13 protein-coding genes and 2 pseudogenes are annotated in these 20,081 nt (G+C 69.0%); 5 read left to right on the top strand and 10 right to left on the bottom strand.

What is annotated here, in order from left to right; translation table 11 throughout:
- Window positions 1–101 precede the first annotated feature (101 nt).
- Window positions 102–1,301, bottom strand: a complete 1,200-nt coding sequence (locus OHA11_RS13245) for a S8 family peptidase (protein ID WP_266495674.1) — start codon at window positions 1,299–1,301, stop codon at window positions 102–104.
- Between the two features lie 549 nt (window positions 1,302–1,850).
- Here OHA11_RS13245 and OHA11_RS13240 point away from each other — a divergent pair.
- A complete protein-coding gene (locus OHA11_RS13240; RefSeq protein ID WP_266495671.1) occupies window positions 1,851–4,469 on the top strand; it encodes a glycosyltransferase family 1 protein in 2,619 nt (872 codons plus the stop codon).
- A gap of 325 nt (window positions 4,470–4,794) precedes the next feature.
- Here OHA11_RS13240 and OHA11_RS13235 read toward each other — a convergent pair.
- Window positions 4,795–4,974: pseudogene (locus OHA11_RS13235) on the bottom strand (site-specific integrase); the annotation flags it as partial.
- Here OHA11_RS13235 and OHA11_RS13230 point away from each other — a divergent pair.
- Complete coding sequence (locus tag OHA11_RS13230) at window positions 4,952–5,365, top strand: Imm10 family immunity protein (protein WP_323186557.1); 414 nt, start codon at window positions 4,952–4,954, stop codon at window positions 5,363–5,365. The pseudogene OHA11_RS13235 and the gene OHA11_RS13230 overlap by 23 nt on opposite strands.
- A gap of 348 nt (window positions 5,366–5,713) precedes the next feature.
- Complete coding sequence (locus tag OHA11_RS48330; protein WP_323186556.1) at window positions 5,714–6,088, top strand: hypothetical protein; 375 nt, start codon at window positions 5,714–5,716, stop codon at window positions 6,086–6,088.
- A gap of 346 nt (window positions 6,089–6,434) precedes the next feature.
- On the opposite strand, the gene OHA11_RS13220 is transcribed toward OHA11_RS48330, so the two are convergent.
- Window positions 6,435–7,631, bottom strand: coding sequence for a helix-turn-helix domain-containing protein (locus OHA11_RS13220; protein WP_266495667.1), 1,197 nt, complete (start codon window positions 7,629–7,631; stop codon window positions 6,435–6,437).
- A gap of 359 nt (window positions 7,632–7,990) precedes the next feature.
- Entirely contained in the window at window positions 7,991–8,374 is a 384-nt protein-coding gene (locus OHA11_RS13215) for a hypothetical protein (RefSeq protein WP_266495664.1), read from the bottom strand.
- 74 nt (window positions 8,375–8,448) lie between these two features.
- Here OHA11_RS13215 and OHA11_RS13210 point away from each other — a divergent pair.
- Together OHA11_RS13210 and OHA11_RS13205 are read left to right on the top strand one after the other, a co-directional pair.
- Window positions 8,449–8,529, top strand: a pseudogene (locus OHA11_RS13210) (IS5/IS1182 family transposase); the annotation flags it as partial.
- A gap of 368 nt (window positions 8,530–8,897) precedes the next feature.
- Window positions 8,898–9,521: a DUF4328 domain-containing protein gene (locus tag OHA11_RS13205; protein ID WP_266495663.1), complete on the top strand. Its 624-nt coding sequence runs from the start codon at window positions 8,898–8,900 to the stop codon at window positions 9,519–9,521.
- Window positions 9,522–9,653: 132 nt separating this feature from the next.
- Here the strand turns inward: OHA11_RS13205 and OHA11_RS13200 are convergent, their stop codons facing one another.
- The 6 genes from OHA11_RS13200 to OHA11_RS13175 all read right to left on the bottom strand — a co-directional run bounded on the left by OHA11_RS13200 (window position 9,654) and on the right by OHA11_RS13175 (window position 20,031).
- The gene (locus tag OHA11_RS13200; protein ID WP_266507127.1) at window positions 9,654–11,054 is read right to left on the bottom strand and encodes an ATP-binding protein; all 1,401 of its coding nucleotides are present in this window, start codon (window positions 11,052–11,054) and stop codon (window positions 9,654–9,656) included.
- A gap of 239 nt (window positions 11,055–11,293) precedes the next feature.
- Window positions 11,294–11,794, bottom strand: coding sequence for a DUF1990 family protein (locus tag OHA11_RS13195; protein WP_266495660.1), 501 nt, complete (start codon window positions 11,792–11,794; stop codon window positions 11,294–11,296).
- 98 nt (window positions 11,795–11,892) lie between these two features.
- A complete protein-coding gene (locus tag OHA11_RS13190) occupies window positions 11,893–13,542 on the bottom strand; it encodes a M4 family metallopeptidase (protein ID WP_266495657.1) in 1,650 nt (549 codons plus the stop codon).
- 369 nt (window positions 13,543–13,911) lie between these two features.
- Window positions 13,912–16,026, bottom strand: a complete 2,115-nt coding sequence (locus tag OHA11_RS13185; RefSeq protein ID WP_266495655.1) for a M4 family metallopeptidase — start codon at window positions 16,024–16,026, stop codon at window positions 13,912–13,914.
- A gap of 334 nt (window positions 16,027–16,360) precedes the next feature.
- Window positions 16,361–18,169 carry an ABC transporter ATP-binding protein gene (locus OHA11_RS13180; RefSeq protein WP_266495652.1) on the bottom strand — a complete coding sequence of 603 codons (1,809 nt, stop codon included), beginning with the start codon at window positions 18,167–18,169 and terminating at the stop codon, window positions 16,361–16,363.
- Window positions 18,166–20,031 carry an ABC transporter ATP-binding protein gene (locus OHA11_RS13175; RefSeq protein ID WP_266495649.1) on the bottom strand — a complete coding sequence of 622 codons (1,866 nt, stop codon included), beginning with the start codon at window positions 20,029–20,031 and terminating at the stop codon, window positions 18,166–18,168. Before OHA11_RS13175 ends, OHA11_RS13180 begins: the two co-directional genes overlap by 4 nt.
- Window positions 20,032–20,081 lie beyond the last annotated feature (50 nt).

The following is a 20,081-nucleotide window of genomic DNA, read 5'->3' as shown; positions in this document are numbered from 1 at the left end:
TACACACAAGACCGGCCTCATCCGTTGAGTATCCGCCAAGGATCCCCCATGGATCGGTGAAGGATTCGCGGGACGAGGCCGGTCGGTGAATGCGCAAATACTTACGGGGTGTTGACTTGCAGGAGCTTGTTCGGTGAGCCGGGCCCCGTGTTGGACATCTTCCCGGAAGCGGCCCGCTCGACAAGAGCCTTGCTGACATCGGCGGGTGTCGCCCCGGTGTGGTCGGCCAGATAGAGCGCGGCCGCACCTGCCGCGTGGGGCGACGCCATCGACGTACCGGAGAGCGTCGCTCTGCCCGTGTCGCTCGCGCCGGAGGCGGAAGTGACGTCCACGCCGGGGGCGAACAGATCGAGTCGCGCGCCCCCGTTGGAGAAGTCCGCCCTCGCGTCCTTCTTGTCGCTCGCGCCGACCGTGATCGCTCCCTTGACACGGGCCGGTGAGTAGAGGCTCGCCGGGAGGCCGTCGTTGCCCGCCGAGACCGTGTAGGTGACGCCGGACGCGATGGAGTTGCGTACGGCGGCGTCCAGGCGCGGATCAGCGGGCCCGCCGAAGCTCATGTTGGCGACGGCCGGCTTCCGGGCGTGCCTGGTCACCCAGTCGATGCCCGCGATGACCTGCGAAAGCGTGCCGGTCCCGGTGTCGTCGAGCACGCGGACGGCGACGATGTCCGCCTGCTTCGCGACGCCGTACGTCGTGCCCGCGATCGTGCCCGCCACGTGCGTGCCGTGGCCCTGGCCGTCCTGGGCGACGGCGTCGTTGTCGACGAAGTCCCAGCCGTGGCTAGCCCGGCCGCGGAGGTCCTTGTGGGTGATGCGTACGCCGGTGTCGAGGACGTACGCGGTCACGCCCCGGCCCGCGGACTCCGGCCAGGTGTAGCCGCGGTCCAGCGGCAGGTCCGGCTGGTCGATGCGGTTGAGGCCCCACGGCGGGTCCGACTGCCGGTGCTCGACGGCGACGGTGGCATCGCGCGAGACCGAGGCCACGCGGGAGTCGGCCGCGAGGCGCTTGGCCCGCTTCTCGTCGACCCGCACGGCGTAGCCGTTGAGCGCCGCGCTGTAGGTGTGACTGATTTTCGCTCCGTACGTGGTGGCGACCGCCCTTCCCGCCTTTGACGGAGCCTTCGTTCCCCCTCTGAGCGTCACGATGTAGCTGCCGCTGACGGAACCGGCTCCGCCTGCGCCGGATATCTGCCCCTCTGGGGCGGCTTGTGCGGGCAGGGTGATGGCCGAAAGCGCCGCGGCCGTCATGACCGCGGTCAGGCCTCCCGCCCAGTGCAGCCGCCGCTTGCGCGTCACTGCCATGGTGTGAGTTCCCCTCCTCAACTCGGCGTACCCCGGCCGGTGTCGCGCGCCCGTGACGGGCCGTGGTCGGATCGCCACTTGGCAGCCTCTCGTGCGGTGTGAAGCGCCACAAGGTCGCACGAGGGGGTGGAATCGGCCATATCGCCCGTGGGGGACATGTGGAGGTTGCGGCTGTTTCAAGCCGTCCGCAGGGGGCGCGGGGTCGTGACGTCAGAGGCTCCGCCGCGCGGGCGTGACCAGCGGCGGACGGCCCGCGGTCGTAGTACCGCACATCCCGCGCAGCGCTTCGCGCCGTAGTTGCGAAGGCACCCTCGCCGCTACCGTCGTGGGTGACCAAGTGCGCACAGCGACGTGCGTCCGCCGGATCGCCTTGATCCACCGCCCCATCGAACCGTCGACCCACCGACCCACCGACCCACCGACCCACCGACCCACCGACCCACCGACCCACCGACCCACCGACCCACCGACCCACCGATCCACTGATCCATCGATACGTTGATTCATCGATTCGCCGCCCTGGTACGTCCTCCGTGAAGGTGGAAGCTCGTGAAGGCCATCCGCAGATTCACCGTGCGTCCCGTACTCCCCGAAGCCCTTCACCCACTCAGTGATCTGGCGCGCAATCTGCGCTGGTCCTGGCATGCCGAGACCCGTGACCTCTTCCAGTCCGTGGACCCCGAGCGCTGGGCCGCCTCCGACCGCGATCCCGTACGCCTCCTCGGGAGCGTCTCGCCCGGACGGCTGGCCGAGCTGGCCGAGGACCGGCGCTTCCTGCGGCGCCTCGCCGCGGCCGCCGACGACCTGAACGACTACGTGACCGGAGACCGCTGGTACCAGACCCAGCCCTCCGGACTTCCCGCCGCCATCGCCTACTTCTCACCCGAGTTCGGCATCACGGCCGCGCTGCCCCAGTACTCCGGCGGCCTCGGCATCCTCGCCGGGGACCATCTCAAGGCGGCCAGCGACCTCGGCGTACCCCTGATCGGCGTCGGACTCCTCTACCGGCATGGCTACTTCCGGCAGTCGCTGTCCCGGGACGGCTGGCAGCAGGAGCACTATCCGGTCCTGGACCCGAACGAACTGCCCGTCTCCCTGCTGCGCGAGCCCGACGGCACACCCTCCCAGGTGTCCCTGGCCCTCCCCGGCGGGAAGTCCCTCCACGCCCGTGTCTGGCTGGCCCAGGTCGGCCGGGTTCCGTTGCTGATGCTCGACTCGGACATAGAGGAGAACGACCTCGGCGAGCGGGGTGTGACGGACCGGCTCTACGGCGGCGGCAGCGAGCACCGGCTGCTCCAGGAGATGCTGCTCGGCATCGGCGGGGTGCGTGCCGTGCGTACGTACTGCCGGCTGACGGGGCACGCGCAGCCCGAGGTGTTCCATACGAACGAGGGGCACGCGGGATTTCTTGGCCTGGAACGCATTCACGAACTGTCTTATGAGGAATTGGACTTCGACGCCGCGCTGGAGGCGGTCCGGGCGGGCACGGTCTTCACGACCCACACCCCCGTGCCCGCCGGAATCGACCGCTTCGACCGGGAACTGGTGGCCCGGCATTTCGGCCCCGACGCGGAACTCCCCCGTATTGACGTCGAACGCATTCTGCGATTGGGAATGGAGACCTATCCGGGCGGCGAACCGAACCTCTTCAACATGGCGGTGATGGGCCTCAGGCTCGGCCAACGCGCCAACGGGGTGTCATTGCTCCACGGGCAGGTCAGCCGGGAGATGTTCTCCGGGCTCTGGCCGGGCTTCGACCCGGACGAGGTCCCGATCACCTCCGTCACGAACGGCGTGCACGCGCCGACCTGGGTGGCCCCCGAGGTCTTCCGCCTCGGCGCCCGCCAGGTCGGCGCACAGCGCACGGAGGACGCGATGACGGTCGGCGGCTCCGAACGCTGGGACGCCGTCGCCGAGATCCCCGACCAGGACGTCTGGGACCTTCGCCGCGTGCTGCGTGAGCAGTTGGTGACGGAGGTACGGGAGCGGCTGAGCGCGTCCTGGCGGCAGCGCGGCGCGGGCACGGCAGAACTGGGCTGGATCGACGGCGTACTGGACCCTGACGTCCTGACGATCGGCTTCGCCCGCCGAGTCCCGTCCTACAAGCGCCTGACGCTGATGCTGAGGGACCGGGACCGTCTGATGGACCTGCTGCTGCACCCCGAGCGGCCCATCCAGATCGTGGTGGCGGGCAAGGCACACCCCGCGGACGACGGGGGGAAGCGGCTGGTGCAGGAGTTGGTGCGGTTCGCGGACGATCCGCGGGTGCGGCACCGGATCGTGTTCCTGCCCGACTACGGCATGGCGATGGCGCAGAAGCTCTACCCGGGCTGCGACATCTGGTTGAACAACCCTCTCCGTCCCCTGGAGGCATGCGGCACGAGCGGGATGAAGGCGGCGCTCAACGGCTGTCTCAACCTCTCGGTCCTGGACGGCTGGTGGGACGAGTGGTTCCAGCCGGACTTCGGCTGGGCGATCCCCACGGCGGACGGCACGGCCGTGGACGACGACCGCCGCGACGAACTGGAGGCCTCGGCGCTCTACGACCTCCTGGAGCAGCGGGTGGCCCCGCGCTTCTACGAACGCGGCCGGACCGACCTCCCCGACCGCTGGATCGAGATGGTCCGCCAGACCCTGACCCACCTGGGCCCGAAGGTCCTGGCCGGGCGCATGGTCCGCGAGTACGTGGAACGCCTCTACACCCCGGCGGCCCACGCCCACCGCGCCATGTCCCCTTCTGCGGCAAGGGAGTTGGCGGTGTGGAAGTCCCGGGTGCGGGGGGCGTGGCCGCACGTCACGGTCGACCACGTGGAGACGTCGGCGGGGACTCCGACGGCGGAACTCGGCTCGACGCTGTCTCTGCGGGTGCGTGTGGGCTTGGGTGACCTGGCCCCGGACGACGTCGAGGTCCAGGCGGTCTCGGGCCGCGTGGACTCGCAGGACCGCATCGCGGACGGGACGGCGGTGCCGCTGAAACCGGTGGGCGGGCCGGACCTGGAGGGTCGCTGGGTGTACGAGGGGCCACTGTCCCTGGACCGCACCGGGCCCTTCGGGTACACGGTACGGATCCTGCCCGCGCATCGGCTGTTGGCGTCGAGCGCGGAGCTGGGGTTGGTGGCGGTGCCTTCGGAGGAGTTGGTGGAGGGGGCGGGGGTTTTGATGCGGTGACGGGGGAGGGGTGAGCGGGGAGGGGGCGTCGTCCTGGGGCGGCTTTATAGTTGGTCTTGAATTCCCCTCCCGTTCATTTCTCTTGTAGGCCAATTCCGGCCCATTTCGCGGCTTCGGCTGAAAATGTCATGCCCATTCGCGTGTTGCTGCCATATCTACGCCATGGTGTTGTGGATCACGGCCCCGGGTGTGCCACGCAGGGCTGCGGCGGGAGCTCCCACGGCGGAGATGGCAACGGTGACGGAGGCAACCACGGAACAGTAAGTGTCGGCAGTTCCGGCACTCCTGGGGGCGGCGCCGTCGTCAACGGCGTTCCCATACCCACGAGGTCGAAGTCTTCCCGGTCCAGGCCGAGGAGTTCGCCCTCGCGGTCCGGTGTGGAGGGCGAGTTCGAATAGGGCGTGCAGCCGGTGTCCGTTCGTGGCGATGAGGAGTTGGCGGGTTTCGTCAGCGGTGAGTGGTTCGAAGGGCGGGGGCGGGGCGTGCCGAGTCGTTCTGAGTGGCTCGTCAGAGTCGTGGTAGTCGAAGAAAACGTGCCTGATTCCTGCTTTACGGTTGGGCTCGCGGAAGATGAATATGGCGAGGGGAGGTATCTCACCTTCCAGTGCGGCCTAGAAGAGCCCGGTGATCAGGAAAGAACGCTGGGGCTGGATAGCTATTGTATTCTCAATGAGACAGGGGGAGTCGACTATGGGGGAGTCAAAGAGGTCTCTTTGGTGGCAGATAAGATCTCTTTTCGCTTCAGGCCCGAAGCGGTGGAGGCACTTGAACTGCCATCCGGAGAGATCGCTCTTGATGTCGCGCCCGGGTGTGATATTGAAACCCTTCGCTTCGGGCTTCGTAGGGTCCTGAACTACGGAAACCCAGAGAAGTTTCCGGTCGTCCTGCATCTCTGACCCTGACCTGCACATGCACTATGTGCTGGCGGGTGCCACGCCGGTTCTGGTGCACAATTCTGGTGGGTGGCGTGGTCCAGGCTTGGGTCGGCGTCAGAAGCTGGTATCGGACCAAATGGCGCCAAGCGTATTGAGAATGCAGCCGACAAGGAGGGCCAGTCAGTTATTGTGGTGGGGAGCCGTGCGAGCGGAACGCCCAACGCTGCATCAAACTGGGATTACATCCTCTCTGGTCCATCCAGAATCCGTCACAGTGTCAAGAATTCCCTATAGAGAGGAACGGGGGACGGTGAGGGGAGTAGGTGCGGTCGAGATTTCTGGCATTCGAGCCCCGGAGTCGGTGATCACATGAAAGCGTCGGAGCGAATCATCAATGAGGTTGCCCAGGGACTCCGCGGTCTGGAGACTGCGGCTGAAGAAGCCGCAGTACACAAGGGATCCCCGGAGGCCGTGGCCTCCGGGGATCCCTGTACTGCCTCGTCTACAGCGCTCGTCGTCCCCTTCGTCGATGCCATCGGGGTCGTTGTAGACCGGTGCGGGCAGCCGCGCGCCTCGGCTCACCGCGATCCGGTGCACGTTACCGAGCGCATCGGTCAACTGGACTGCCAACAGGTGGAGTTCTCCTGGCGTCCAGGCGCGTCCGTCGAGGATCTGATGCGCTTCCTCGACGAGTTCACCGGCCAAACCGAGCTGAGCAGCCTCCATGTTGTCGGCAAGGCGTGACAGGAATCCGGCCCCGTCTCCTGCGAGGTAGCACGGCTTTCCCTCTGGTCCCGCCCAGGGCAACAGGCGCACCGCATCCGTCAGGCTCACGCCGTCACCCCTGCCCTGTCTGTGGCGGAGGACGAGTGGCCGACGCTCCGGCGGCTCCCCGGACCGGGCCTGGGAATCCGCAACGGCGGCTCGAAGATGTGGGCGATACAGTGCGGCATGTTGACGCTCCAATCGGCGTTGGCCACGCCCCCGGACCGTTCGCCCGGTCGCGGGGGTACTGACAGAACGTCAGCCTGCCGACCGGCAACACAAGGCAGTTGCACCGGACAGTGCAACTCCACAGCCTCGCGATGTGTTAGATCCCGACCCACTCCGCGTACTGCGCCAGCGAACTGTTCCGGGCCCGTTCGCGCCGCCTGAGGGCCAGCACCGTTTCCCGGACAGTCGGGTGGTACCGGGTCTGCTGGGGTGCTGTCCGCCGGGCCCGTTGCAGGCAGTCCAGGGCCTGCTCCGGGTGGCCTGTCCAGGCGTGGGCGCGGCCGAGGTCCATCCAGTGGTGTCCAGCCCTCGAACGGGTCCAGCCGCGCGGGATCCGTACATCCTCGGCGAGTTCGACGGCAAGGCCGAACTCGTCCATCTCCGAGGCGATGGCCACCGCATGGACCCCGACGTTCACCGGCCCCCAGGTCACCCCGAAGTCGGGCAGCTCACCAGTCCTGCGGGCGATTGTGCGAGCCTCGGCCAGCCGGGCGTCCGCATGCTCCCGGTCCTTCATCCGCCCCGCGATCACCGCAACCCGCAGATGCATCACACCGCGCATGGCCTCGATGCCCGCCGGACGGCGCGCGTCCTGGTCGTCGAGATCCCGCAGTGCCCGGTCGATCACCCGTACACCGATGTCGTACCGGCCGGACGACATAGTCGTTTGTGCGCGGAGGTAGGCATGCATGGCAGCCAGGCCCGGCTCATCGGCACGCGGTGCCGTCCAGGCCAACCGGTCCAGTGCGACGGTGGCCAGGTCCATGTAGCCGAAGTTCCACGCCACGGTGAACACGCACCGGAAGGCTCCTGCCAGGCACTCATATGCCTGCCGCTGTTCCTCCCCGGTGGTGGTGTGAACGGCCTGCACCGACTCGTCGATCAAGGCGGGAAGGTCGCGCACCATGTCGGTGTACTGGGCCTGGCGGCGCTGCACGAGGGCCTGTTGGACGTTGGCGCGGATGAGCGCAACCGGACGAGGCGCCGTCTCCCAGTCCAGGGCGACATCCCAGTTCTCCAAACCCTCACGGATCGGCTGGATCAACGCGTCCATGCGGTCGCGGCGTAGCTCTTCCGCGTACGGCTGCCCCAGCAGATCGGAGGTGGAGACACCCAGCGCGCGGGCGCAGGCAGCGACGAGAGCCGGGGAAGCAGGCTTCTGTCCGCACTCAGCCTTCGACAGCAACGACTTGGAGACATTGGCGCGCATCGCCAGCCCCTGCTGCGTCAGGCCACGCTGCTTACGGATACGGGCGATCCGAGCGCCGGTGTGCTCCTCAGTGCTCTGCGGCACGATGAACTCCGTTCTGCGGCAACAATCCGACGGTACCCCCGATCGGCAGCCCCGGATCAGACGAACGGTGGTCGCCGAGGTGTCCCAGAGCACCAGCCCTGCCGGGCCGTTGCTCCCATCTCCGACACAGTCATCGCCTACGACACGACCACGTGGTCGTGTGCTCAGAAGCCGACCAAGGACGAGGCGCGGTGGCCGGGCCGCGCCAAGGACCTCGGCGGCGAGGCCCTGGCCTTGTAGAAGGTGTCCAGATCAATGGGGAACTTCAAGTGGAGCCAGCACGTCGCCAGGGCCTTGGCTGATCTTCCGTCGAGTGCACGAGCACACGATGCCATGCTCGAGACCCACTCCGATTCCGGTCAGCCGAAGATGAGCTCGACGTCCTTGTCCAGGCAGAGCCTTATGACGGCAACCAGTTGGAGGGCGTCAGCGTTGCGCCGTTGAAGAACGGGATCGCTGCCATCGTGTTGCCGCTGGTCGATGAATGCTTCCAGTCGGGGCAGCATAGCCGCGCATTGAGCGGGCGTGAGGTCGGGGCCGTTGTCGTCTGGATGGTCGAGTAGCGGTGCCAGCGTGGTGGAGACGCTGCTCCAGGGACGGTCTCCACCGAAGCCCTCCATCTCGGCGAGGGTGAATCCCTCGGCCTTGGCCAGGCACTCCCTGAACATGCTGAAGCTGCAGTAGGACCAGGAGATGTCCGGGCTGGTCACGTCGCCATCTCCGGGGAAGAGCACAAGCCCCATCTTGTCCTCCTTGCTTGCCCAGTGCCCAGGATGAGTCGTGGGAAGGAGTGTCGGCAACTGAAATGATCTGCCGCATGGCTGGTGTGATCACAGCGTCGGAGTCATCCTGGATGGCTCCGTTCACCGGGCTCAGTCCGCGCGCGTTCGGCAAGTTGGCCGCCCGTGGAGCTGCCATTGGAGGACGGTCGAGTGGGGAGGTAGGGAAAGCCGATGTGGCGGAGTCCGGCCCAGTCGAGGAAGCTGCGGAAGTCAGGTTGGAGGCGCTGAGGGCCACTTGCAGTGGTGAGAAACGAGGCCGCTGTCCCTCCAGCCCGGACCTGGCGTCCCGCGCTCCTTTTCCTGGTGCTCCTCGTGCCAACGGGCCGCCTGCGGTAGGGGTATCTTTCTTCGGCGCGCTTTTCCGCAGGCGATTCTGAATATGTGTCCGTGGGGGGCCATCATCTTTTCCGCATCGAACGATCTCCATCTGCGTCCCGGGCTGCCCGGCCGGGAGTCACGACCGCCGCGCTTCCTCCTGGTCGGGGTGTCGGCGCTGCTCGTGGTCGTCGCTCTCAGCGATCTGTTCGCTGTCTACGTCGGCGTCCGGCTGCACACCCTGCTCGACGCTGAGGAGGGCTCCGTCCTTGCCTGGCAGCAGGAGGTGGACGAGGCGTACTCGCTCTACGGGACCGCAGGGCAACTCCAGGGGTACACGTACCTTGCCTCCGGGATCGCCTTCATCGTCTGGTTCTACGGGATGCGCCGTTATGCCGGGGTGCTCGGGCCGGACCGGTTCCGTAGCGGCCCCAGCTGGGCGATCGGATCCTGGTTCATTCCGCTGATCAATTTTTGGATGCCCTATCGGATCGCGGTGGACATGTGGGGAGCCAGTACGCGGCTGCCGGCCGACGGCGAGCCGCACAAGGTCGCCTTCTGGCCGGTGAACTTGTGGTGGGGTCTGTTCGTCACGGCGACCTTGTTCCAGTGGTACGCCGGGCTGCGCTACCGGAATGCCGAAGACATCGCGGAGATCCAGGACGCCGTGCTTCAGGTGATGGTCGCCGACATTCTGGAAGTCGCCGCAGCGGCAGCCGCGGTGTGCTTCGCTGTCCGGCTGACGGCCATACAGCGGGTGAAGGCGGCCGAGGGACCGTACGTGTCGGCCTGAGAGTTGATCCGGGTTACCCGGGGATCCTGGGCCGCTTGTCCCGGTCCCGCAGGCATGCGTGGGGTCCATCGGCAGGCTTGTTGCACCAGGTCGGGCGATCGTTCACCCTCGAACTGTGTTGGGCGGGGTGAGTCACACCCCATACAGCGTCTCCAGGTCCACCAGCAGCAAATCCCCCCGCCCCCGCGCCAGTTCCACCACATCCGCGTGGAACCCGTGCAGTGAGAACAGTGCGAGCGTCACCCCGCTTGTGTCGTACCCCTGCTCGGTCAGCAAGTCGCGGATGCGCTCAAGGCGTTGGAGGTCGCCGGTTCCGCGGCGAGCCGCCGTTGCCTTGGCCTCGCCCAGCAGGGCGATGCGGGCGCGGGGGGAGTGCGGGCGCTCGCCCAGGGCCAGGGCGATGACGTCGACCTCGTGTTTTGTGCGGGCCGCCGGGTCCGCCACCTCCGTAGTGCCGACCGGGCCGGGGAGGCCGTTGGGGAGGACGGTGTGTGCGTGTCGGCGGGTCCAGGTGCGGGCCAGGTCCTCGAAATGAGGGCCGAGGATTTTGGAGTTGAAGGTGGGGGTGGAGGACTTCCAGGTCTCTTCGGCGAAGCCTTGCTCGACGGAGGTCTCCTGGGGGAGCGTGATGAGTTGGTTGAAACGGATGACCGGGTCCGCGAGGGTGATCACCGGGTGGCGAGGGCGGAGAATGTCCTGTTCGCGGTGGATGTAACCCGTGGATTCCAGGACGTCCAGGGGGTGGGTGACCGCGTTGCGTTGGCGGCCCAGGGCGGAGCCGATCTTGGTGGGTGTTCCGGCGCCGTTCGCGATGGCCGTGAGGATGTCGTAGTAGAGCGTGTGTTGCGTGATGCGGGGGTCCTCGCGGAGCAGGTATTCGGTCTCCGTGGGTGAGTAGACCGCCCGGCCCGGGTCGAGGAGCGTGTGCGTGAGCCATTCGTCGAAGCCGTCGTTCGGGCTCGGGCGGCCGGCGATGGGCCGGTAGCCCGGGGCGCCGCCGAGGACCGCGTGGACGTGGAGCGCGGTGAGCGGATCTTCGATCTGCCAGAAATCGCGGCTGGCGCGGTAGTCGAACGCACCGAGGCGGAGGTCGATGACGGCGCGCCCGCGCAGCGGGTTCGTACCGGAGAGCAGTTCGTGCATGACGCTCATCGCCGAGCCGCACAGGATGACGCGGGCGCCGATGCCCTCGCTCCACTGGTGCTCGTCGTACAACTGCTGGATCAGGCCCGGGAGTTCGGGGCTGTGCTGGAGGAGATAGGGCAGCTCGTCGATGATCAGGAGTGGAGTCTCGGAGCGGCGGGCCATGACGTCGAGAGAGTTGGTGAGTACCGCACGCCAGTCCGGAAGGTTCAGGGTGCCGGGGCGCAGGCCCGCGTGCGTGGCGATTGCCTCGCTGAAGCGTTGTAGAGCGGGGAGGCGGCCCTCCGCGCGGACAGCGGTGATGTACAGACCGCCGACCGCCTCGGACAGCGCACGCAGCAGGTAGGACTTCCCATGACGTCTCCGTCCCGACACGATGCCAAGCCGCATGGCGGGGTCCGGGTCGCTGAGGAAATCGGTCAGCAGAGCCCATTCGCGAGTGCGGTCGACGATCTTGTCGGGCTTGGTCGGCTCCGGCTGATGCCGACTCTTCCGCTGCTCCACTGGCATCTCCCGCGAGTCGACTGCGACGAATTTCGTCTAAGTCTACTTCGACAGGTTTCGTCGTGCTGGACCAAGACCGCGACGCGCTCAATCGACCTCCCCCGCTCAGCCGTCCTACCCCGAGCTCAGTCGTCCTCCCCTGCGCACATCCTCCGCAACACCACCCCGCACCTCCGCGCATACGCATGCTGCAACCCCCGGGTCGCCGCCCCGCCCGCCTTGGCGTACCACTTTGCCGGGCGGCTGAAGGCCGTGATCGTGAGCCAGACCGTGCCGTCGCCCGTGCGGTCGACCACGAAGGCCTCCTCGCCGGACTCCGGGTGGCCGGGGAGGGTGCCGTAGGCCCAGCCGGCTCGGCGGGGTTCGTCCACCGTCCAGACGATGCGGCAGGGGGCCTGCAGCAGGCCCAGGCTGACTGTTACGTCTACGCCGGGGGCCGCCTGGGGTGCGTCCGTGGTGATCCTGACGCCCACCGCTCTGTGGAGTTCCCAGGTCAGGACCGCCTGGGAGGCGGACTTGAAGACCTCTTGGCCCTCGCCGATGCGGGTGCGGACGTGCAGGGGGTGGAAGCCGGGTGGGCACCGGCCGTCGCGGGTCGCGCCCACGTCCTCATACGTGTAGGGCATGGGAACCAAGAGTAGGGCGGTACCCGGAACCACCTTCGTTCCGGGTACCGCCCCAGCCCACTGCAGTCGACTACCGTCAACCAGCGCCTAGCGCGAGGTCAGTTGACGTTGATGCCGGCCCAGGCCGCCTGGACCGCCTGGTACTCCGTGCTCGTCGCGCCGTACAGCGCCGACGCCGCGCTCAGCGTGGCCGTGCGGGCGGCCGCGTACTTCGTCGTGGACGTCATGTACTCGGTGAGCGCCTTGTACCAGATCTTGGTGGCCTTGTCGCGGCCGATGCCGGTGACCGTCGAGCCGTTCGACGTGGTCGAGGTGTAGGTGACCCCGTTGATCGTCTTGGTGCCGCTGCCCTCCGAGAGAAGGTAGAAGAAGTGGTTCGCCGGGCCCGAGGAGTAGTGGACGTCGATGCTCCCCAGGGTGGACGACCAGCTGTCCCTGGACGCGCCGTCCTTGCTCGGCTTGTCCATGTAGCGCAGCGGGGTGCCGTTGCCCCTGATGTCGATCTTCTCGCCGATGAGGTAGTCGCCGACGTCGGAGGCGTTGGCCGCGTAGAACTCCACCGCCGTGCCGAGGATGTCGGAGGTCGCCTCGTTCAGGCCACCCGACTCACCGCTGTAGACCAGGCCCGCCGTGTTGGCGGTGACGCCGTGCGTCATCTCGTGGCCCGCCACGTCGATCGAGGTCAGCGGCTTGGCGTTGCCCGAGCCGTCGCCGTACGTCATGCAGAAGCAGCTGTCGCTCCAGAAGGCGTTGACGTACGCGTTCCCGTAGTGGACGCGGGAGTAGGCGGCGACGCCGTTGTTCTTGATGCCGTTGCGGCCGAGGACGTTCTTGTAGAAGTCCCAGGTGGCCTGAGCGCCGAAGTGCGCGTCCACCCCGGCGGTCTGGGTGTCCGACGCCGCGCCCGTGCCCCAGGTGTCGTCCGCGTCGGTGAAGAGCGTGCCGGTGCCGGACGTACCCCGGTTGAGGTTGTACGTCTTGTGGGCGCCGCGGCCGGTGTCGTTCAGCTGGTACGTCGAGCCCGAGAGCGAGGTGCCGATGGTGACCTTGCCGGAGTACTGGCTGTTGCCGATGCCGGTCTGGATCGCCTCCCACTCGTACAGCTGCTTGCCCGTCTCCGCGTTGGTGATGACGTGCAGCTCCTGCGGGGTGCCGTCGTGCTGGAAGCCGCCGACGACCGTCTCGTAGGCCAGGACCGGCGTGCCGTCGGCCGCCCAGACGACCTTGCGGGGGGCCTTGTCGGCCGCCGACTTGGTGCTGCCCTCCGCCTTCGCCGCATTCAACGCCTGCTTCTCGGCGGCGGACTTGGCGATGGCCGGGGTGACGTCGGAGACCGCGATGGTGGCCTTCGTCGCCTTGGTGACGCCCTGGGTCTTGCCGGCCTTGGTCTCGTGGATGACCAAGTCGCCGCCGAGGACCGGGAGTCCGGCGTACGTGCGCTCGTAGCGGGTGTGCGTCGTGCCGTCCGCGTCCTTGACGACGTCTCTGACGACCAGCTTCTCCTTGGCGCCGAGGCCCAACTCGTCGGCCGTCTCCGCCGTGGCGGCGTCGGCCTTCTGGATCAGGCTCGTACGGGCTGCCGCGGTCAGCTGGACCGGCGACGCGGCGAGGGTGGTCCCGCCGGACGTCTCGGCCGGGGACTGGGCGGAGGCACCGGTGGTCAGACCGGTGGTGAGGAGGGCTCCGGCCGCGACAGCGGTGGCGATGGCCAGAGTGGTGCGGCGGCGACGCGCGTAGAGGGGGGTCACGCAAGCTCCTTCGTGGGGGGTGACCGACTGGCATGGGGACCGGTCGGGCGGTGGTGAAGTTGCGGTGCGGGTGTGCCATGCGGGTGTGCCGTGCGATGTGGTGCCAGGTGGTGCGGGGGAAACGTTGCCAGGTGAGGCGTGTACATGTCAGTAAGGCAGATAAAGGTTGGCCGGAAATCGTCCGCTGCCCGAAGATCCACGTACGGATTGCGGACTTGATCGCCGGTAGAGGCATGGTTGTGCGGTGGCGGAGAGGGTGCCGCTCCGGGGAGTTGGATCCCCGGGGCGGAGCCCCGGTACACCCGGGTTTTCGCGCCGGCCCGCACGAAGGGCCTGGCTGGTCATCCGTGCGGGCCCGTGCGTCGCCGCCTAGACCTGCGGGAAGGTGATCTTCCAGCCGTTGATCGTGCCGACGTCCTGCGCCGCCTGGTCCTGGACCTTCAACTGCCAGGTGCCGTTGGCGACTTCGGAGGACGCGTTCACCGTGTACGGCTCGTTGACGTCGTCCGCCGAGTCCGAGGAGCTGAAGGCCTTGAGGCGGTAGCTCGTGCCGTCCGGTGCCACCAGGTCGACGACCAGGTCACCGCGCCACGTGTGCGTGATGTCCGGGGTGACGACCAGGTTCGTGGGAGCGTTGCCGGCCTGGCCGGAGACGGTGATCGACGAGGTGACCGCCGCTCCGTTGTCCGGAATCGCTACGGCCGTCGTGCTCTCGAACGACGTGCCGCCGCCCCCGCCACCGCCGGGCCGGGCGCCGACGTTGATGCCGGCCCACGCGTTCTGGACGGCCGTGTACTCGGCGCTCGTGGTGCCGTACAGCTCACCCGCGACCGCGAGCGTGCCGGTGCGGGCCGCCGCGTAGTTGGTCGTCGACGTGAACTTCGTGGCGAGCGCCTTGAACCAGATCAGCTCGGCCTTCTCCCGGCCGATTCCGGTCACCGGCAGACCGTCGGAGGTCGGCGAGTCGTACGCGACACCGTTGACGGTCTTGGTGCCGCTGCCCTCCGAGAGAAGGTAGAAGAAGTGGTTCGCCGGGCCCGAGGAGTAGTGGACGTCGATCGAGCCGATGCCCGAGTACCAACTGTCCTTGGACGCCCCGTCCTTGCTCGGCTTGTCCATGTAACGCAGCGGCGTCCCGTTGCCGTTGATGTCGATCTTCTCGCCGACCAGGTAGTCGCCGACGTCCTGCGCGTTGCCGCCGTAGAACTCGACGGCCGCCGCGAAGATGTCGGAGGTCGCCTCGTTCAACCCGCCCGACTCACCGCTGTAGTTGAGGCCCGCGGTGTTGGCGGTGACGCCGTGCGTCATCTCGTGCGCGGCCACGTCGATCGACGTGAGCGGCTTGGCGTTGCCCGAGCCGTCCCCGTACGTCATGCAGAAGCAGGAGTCCTGCCAGAAGGCGTTGACGTAGTTGTTGCCGTAGTGGACGCGGGAGTACGCGCCGACGCCGTCACCGCGGATACCGCTGCGGCCCTGGACGTTCTTGTAGTAGTCCCAGGTCAGCGCGGCCCCGTAGTGGGCGTCCGCGCCCGCCGTCTCCAGGTTGGACGCGGCGCCGTTGCCCCACACGTCGTCCGCGCCGGAGAAGAGCGTGCCGGTGCCCGACGTACCGCGGTTCAGGTTGTTCGTCTTGTGGCTGCCGCGCGTCGTGTCCGTGAGGTTGTACGTCGTCCCGGACTGGGCGCTGCCGAGCGTCACCGAGCCGCTGTACTGGGTGTTGCCGGTGCCCGTCTCGACGCCCTGGTACTCGAAGAGCTTCTTGCCGGTGGCCGCGTCCGTGATGACATGCAGCTCGTTCGGGGTGCCGTCGTGCTGCAGACCCCCGACCACCGTCTCGTACGCGAGGCTCGGCGTGCCGTCGGCCGCCCAGATCACCTTGCGCGCGCCGTCCGCCTCGGCCTTCTTCGAGCCCTCCGCCGCGGCGGCCTTCAGAGCCTGCTTCTCGGCGACCGCCGGCTTCACCGCCGCGCTGGTGGTCAGGCCCTTGAGCTGGGCCTTCACCGCGCGCGTAACACCCTCCGCCTTGCCCGACTTGGCGGTGTCGACCACCAAGTCGCCGCCGAGGACCGGGAGTCCGGCGTACGTACGCTCGTACCGCGTGTGAACGGTGCCGTCGGCGTCCTTGACGACATCACGGACGACGAGCTTCTCCTGGGCGCCCAGGCCGAGTTCCTTCGCCGTGTCCGCCTTCGCCGAATCGGCGTCGCGGATCAGCGCGGCGCGCTGGGCGGGGGAGAGCTTGACGGCCAGGGAGCCCTTGTCGAGCTTGCCCGGGGCGGGCCTGGCGTCGGCGGTGGCGGCGCCCGTCTGGACGGCCGCGGCGAGCAGGGCGGTTACGGCGACGAGCGCGCCGGCGGCGGCCTTGCGCCGGGAGGAACGGGAGGCGAACGCGGTACGGGAGCTACCGGCGGTCTGAGAAGTTCCGGCGGTCTGAGAAGTGCCTGCGGCGTGGGAGGTGCGTCTGTGGGAGGTGCGTCTCAACACGGACTCCTTCTGCGTGGCCGCCGATCACGGATCGCGCGGCCAGGGGGGACCGGACGGGTGGGATCCGTCCGGGCAGAACAAGGCGGAACGCGGAACCACTTGCATGAGGCACGTGCGGGCGTGCGGGCGTACAGGCGTGCGGGCGTGCGTGGGGAACGCGCCACGGCGCAGCGGCACAGGCACGGGGGTGCATGTGAGGTTGCTGTGGAGTGGTCGTGGGAAGAGTGGCAGCAGATTGCGCTCTCTGTCAGGTGCGCATCAATAAGTTGGCCGGAAATCGTTCGTTGTCCGGGTGGTCATGTTCGGTATACGGATCCTTTGCCCGGTGTCCGGCCTATGGGGACTTTTGCCCGGGAAGGCCCCCGGGAAGGCCCGGGCGCTCGCCGTGCCACGAGTGCCACAGGGCCGCGTACGCGCCGTCGGCGGCCACCAGGCTGTCGTGCGTGCCCAGTTCGGTCAGCCGGCCGTCCTCCATCACGGCGACCCGGTCCGCGTCGTGGGCGGTGTGCAGGCGGTGGGCGATCGCGATGACGGTGCGGCCTTCGAGGACGGCGGCGAGCGCGCGCTCCGTGTGGCGTGCGGTCGCCGGGTCCAGGAGTGCCGTGGCCTCGTCGAGGATCAGCGTGTGCGGATCGGCCAACACGACCCGGGCCAGAGCCAGTTGCTGCGCCCGGGAGCCGTCCGCGCGATGCGGGCTGCCGGGGCCGAACCCGGTGTCGAGGCCCTCCGGCAGCTGCTGGGCCCAGTCGTCGGCACCGACCGCCGCGAGGGCCGCCCACAACTCGGCGTCCTGGGCGGACGGTTCGGCGATCAGCAGGTTGTCGCGGAGCGTGCCCAGGAACACGTGGTGCTCCTGGGTGACGAGGACGACCTGCCGCCGCAGCTGCTCCGGGGCGAGGTCGACGATCGGCACCCCGCCCACCGTCACCGAGCCGGAACGCGGCGCGTCGATGCCCGCCAGCAGCCGGCTAAGGGTGGTCTTCCCGGCACCGGAGGGCCCGACCACGGCCAGCCGCTCCCCGGGCCGCACGGTCAGGTCCACCCCGCGCAGGACCTCGCCCCCGCGGTCGTACGAGTAACGCACCTCCGTCACGTCGATCCGGTCGTCCGCCGGGACCGGGACCGGGACAGGGGTCTGGGCCTGGGAGCCGGACGGGACGGCCCGCGGCGCCCGGCGCAGACCCTCCACACGGGCGAACGAGGCGCCGCTGCTCTGCAGTTGCTCCATCCGCATCAGGATCGTGTCGAGCGGTGACTCCAGCTGACGCAGATACAGGGCCGCCGCGACCACCGCACCCAGGCTCATCGCACCCCGCGCGTGCAGCGCGCCCCCGACCACCAGCACGACGGCCACCGGCAGGACGAACGAGATCTCCACGACGACCCAGAACACCGTCCGCAGGTACAGCGTGTACATCCGGGTGTGCCGGGCCGTCTCCAGCGCGTCCCGGCTCGCGGCGATCCGCCGCCGCTGGAGCCTGAAAGCTTCGACCGTACGCCCGCCAGAGGCGGTGGCCGTGAGGATCTCGGCCACCTCCGACGTGGCGGTTCCCTCGGCGAGATAGCCGTCGCGCGCCCGGCGCAGATACCAGCGGAGCGAGAGCCAGATACCGGTCTGGGCGAGCAGCGTGCAGCCGCCCAGCAGCGGGTCGAGCGCGAAGACCGCGCCGAGCAGGAACAGGCACTGGACCGAGCAGATCAGCAGCTCGGGACCGGCGTCGCGCAGGGTCGTACCCACCGCGGAGACGTCGGCGGTGCCCCGGGCCGTCAGATCGCCCGTGCCCGCCCGCTCCACGACCGAGGCGGGCAGTGCCAGCGTCCGGTCGACGAACTCCTCGCGCACCCGCGCCAGCGTCCGCTCGCCGAACCGGTACCCCACGTACCGGGCGCCGCGCGCCAGCAGCAGCTGCGCCAGCGCGCACACCAGGATGACCAGCGCCAGCCGGTCCACGACCGCCACGCCGCCACCGGCCCGGACCTCGTCGATGATGCGGCCGAGCAGCCAGGGTCCGACCAGACCGGCAGCGGCGGCCAGCGCGTTCAGCACGAGTACGACGGCGAAGGCACGGCCGTCCGCGCGGATCAGCCGCCCGGCCGCCCTGCGTACGTCGGCCCGCTCGGCGACCGGCAGCTGCGTGCTCATCGCATGGCCTCCTCTGCGTCCAGGTCCGATTCATCGGCGTCCGTCGTGCCCGTCGTGCCCGTCGTGCCCGTCGTGCCCGTGGCGTCCGTGGCGACCGTGGCGACCGTGGGGTGCGCGGTGACTTGGTCGGCATCCGTGCCGCCGACGGCATCCGTAGCGTCGGTGTCTTCTGTGTCGCGGGCCACCAGCGCGCGGTATCCCGGCTCCCCGTCCAGGAGTTCGCGATGGCCGCCGACGGCCGTGACCTTGCCGTCGACCAGGTAGTACACGGTGTCCACCTGGTCGAGCACGAGTGGTGAGGTGCTGGTCACGACGGTCGTGCGGCCCGAGCGCGCCGCACGCAGCCGGGTGGCGACGGCGGCCTCGGTGTGCGCGTCCAGCGCCGAGGTGGGCTCGACCGCGAGCAGCACCTCGGGGTCGGCGAGCAGCGCCCGCACCAGGCGTACGCGCTGCCGCTGGCCTCCGGAGAGACTGCGGCCCTGCGCGTCGACGACCGAGTCGAGCCCGTCCGGCAGCCCGAGCACGATGTCGTCCGCCACGGCCGCGTGTACGGCCCCGGCGATGGCCTCCTCGTCCGGGTCCCCGCGGCCGGAGACCAGGTCGCGCAGGGTGCCCACGAACAGGTCGGCCTCGTTGTCCGCGACCAGGATGCGCTCCCGTACCTGCGGCAGGGCGATCTCGTCGAGGCGTACGCCGCCCCAGGTCACCGTCGACGCCGTGTACCGGCCGAACCGGTCGATCACGGCGGCGGACTCCGCCGGACGGGCGCCGACCAGCGCGGTCAGCCTGCCCGGCGCGACCCGGACGCCGGATCGCGGATCGTGCAGTACGGAGGGCTCCGCCGGCGCGTCCGCGGCGGAGCGGCCCGTCGCCATGGGCTCCAGGGCCAGGAACCGTACGACGCGCCGGGCGGCCACCACGCCCCGGCTGAGCTGGTAGCCGCACTCGACGAAGAAGGCGACCGGCGCCACGAGGACGGCGCCATAGCCGTACACCGACACCAACTCGCCGACGGTGATGGACCCTTGGGCCGCGAGCCGGGCCGCCAGCCACGTCACGACGGCCAGGAACACCGTCGGCAGCCCGATGCCGAGCGCCTGGATCCAGCTCGTCACCGACCCGACCCGGTACCCCTGCGCCCGCAGCCGCTGCGAGTCCCGGCGGAACGCGTCGGCGAACAGCCCTTTCCCGCCAAGGCCGTTGAGGACACGCAGACCGCCCGCGAGGTCGCCGATCCGCGCCGTCAGCACGCTCTGCCGCTCGCGGTACTCCGTCTCCGCGCCCCGCAGCCGACTCATCAGCGGACCGACGAGTACGACGAGCAGCGGCACCCCGAGCAGGACCACCGCGGCCAGCGGCAGCGAGATCGACAGCAGCAGTCCGGCCACGACGACGTAGGCGATGGCCGCGCCCACGCCGGGGCCCACGACGGTCAGGGACTGGCTGATCGTCAGCACGTCACCGACGCCGATGGTGACGACCTCCCCGGCCGCCGTCCGGCGCGACAGCGCGGCACCCAGCCGGGTCGCCTGCCCGACCACGAGCTTGACCGACCGGAAGTTGGCGTCCATCCGGAGCTTGGTCATCGTCCGGTGCCGCATGATGCTCACCCACGAGTTGAACACCCCGAGGCCCAGCAGCGCGGCGGACCAGCCGGCCAGCGCCCGCTGGTCGCCCGGTTCGAGGCCGTCGTCGATCGCGCGGGACAGCAGATACGGCGTCAGCGCCATCAGCACCATCCAGACGGTGCCCAGCAGCGCCCCCGCGACGGCCCGGCCCGGCTGTCTGGCGATCAGCCACCAGAGATACCGGGCTCCGCCGCGACAGTCGGGTGTCCCGGGTTCCTCGTATGCGTCGACCATTCGCCCCATCCCGTGCCATCCCGTGCCGTGCCCTGCCCGTCTGCCCTCTC

Source organism: Streptomyces sp. NBC_00878, from assembly GCF_026341515.1.
Lineage (GTDB): Bacteria > Actinomycetota > Actinomycetes > Streptomycetales > Streptomycetaceae > Streptomyces.
Note: the sequence above shows the minus strand (reverse complement) of the source record. Positions and strands in the feature narration are given on the sequence as shown.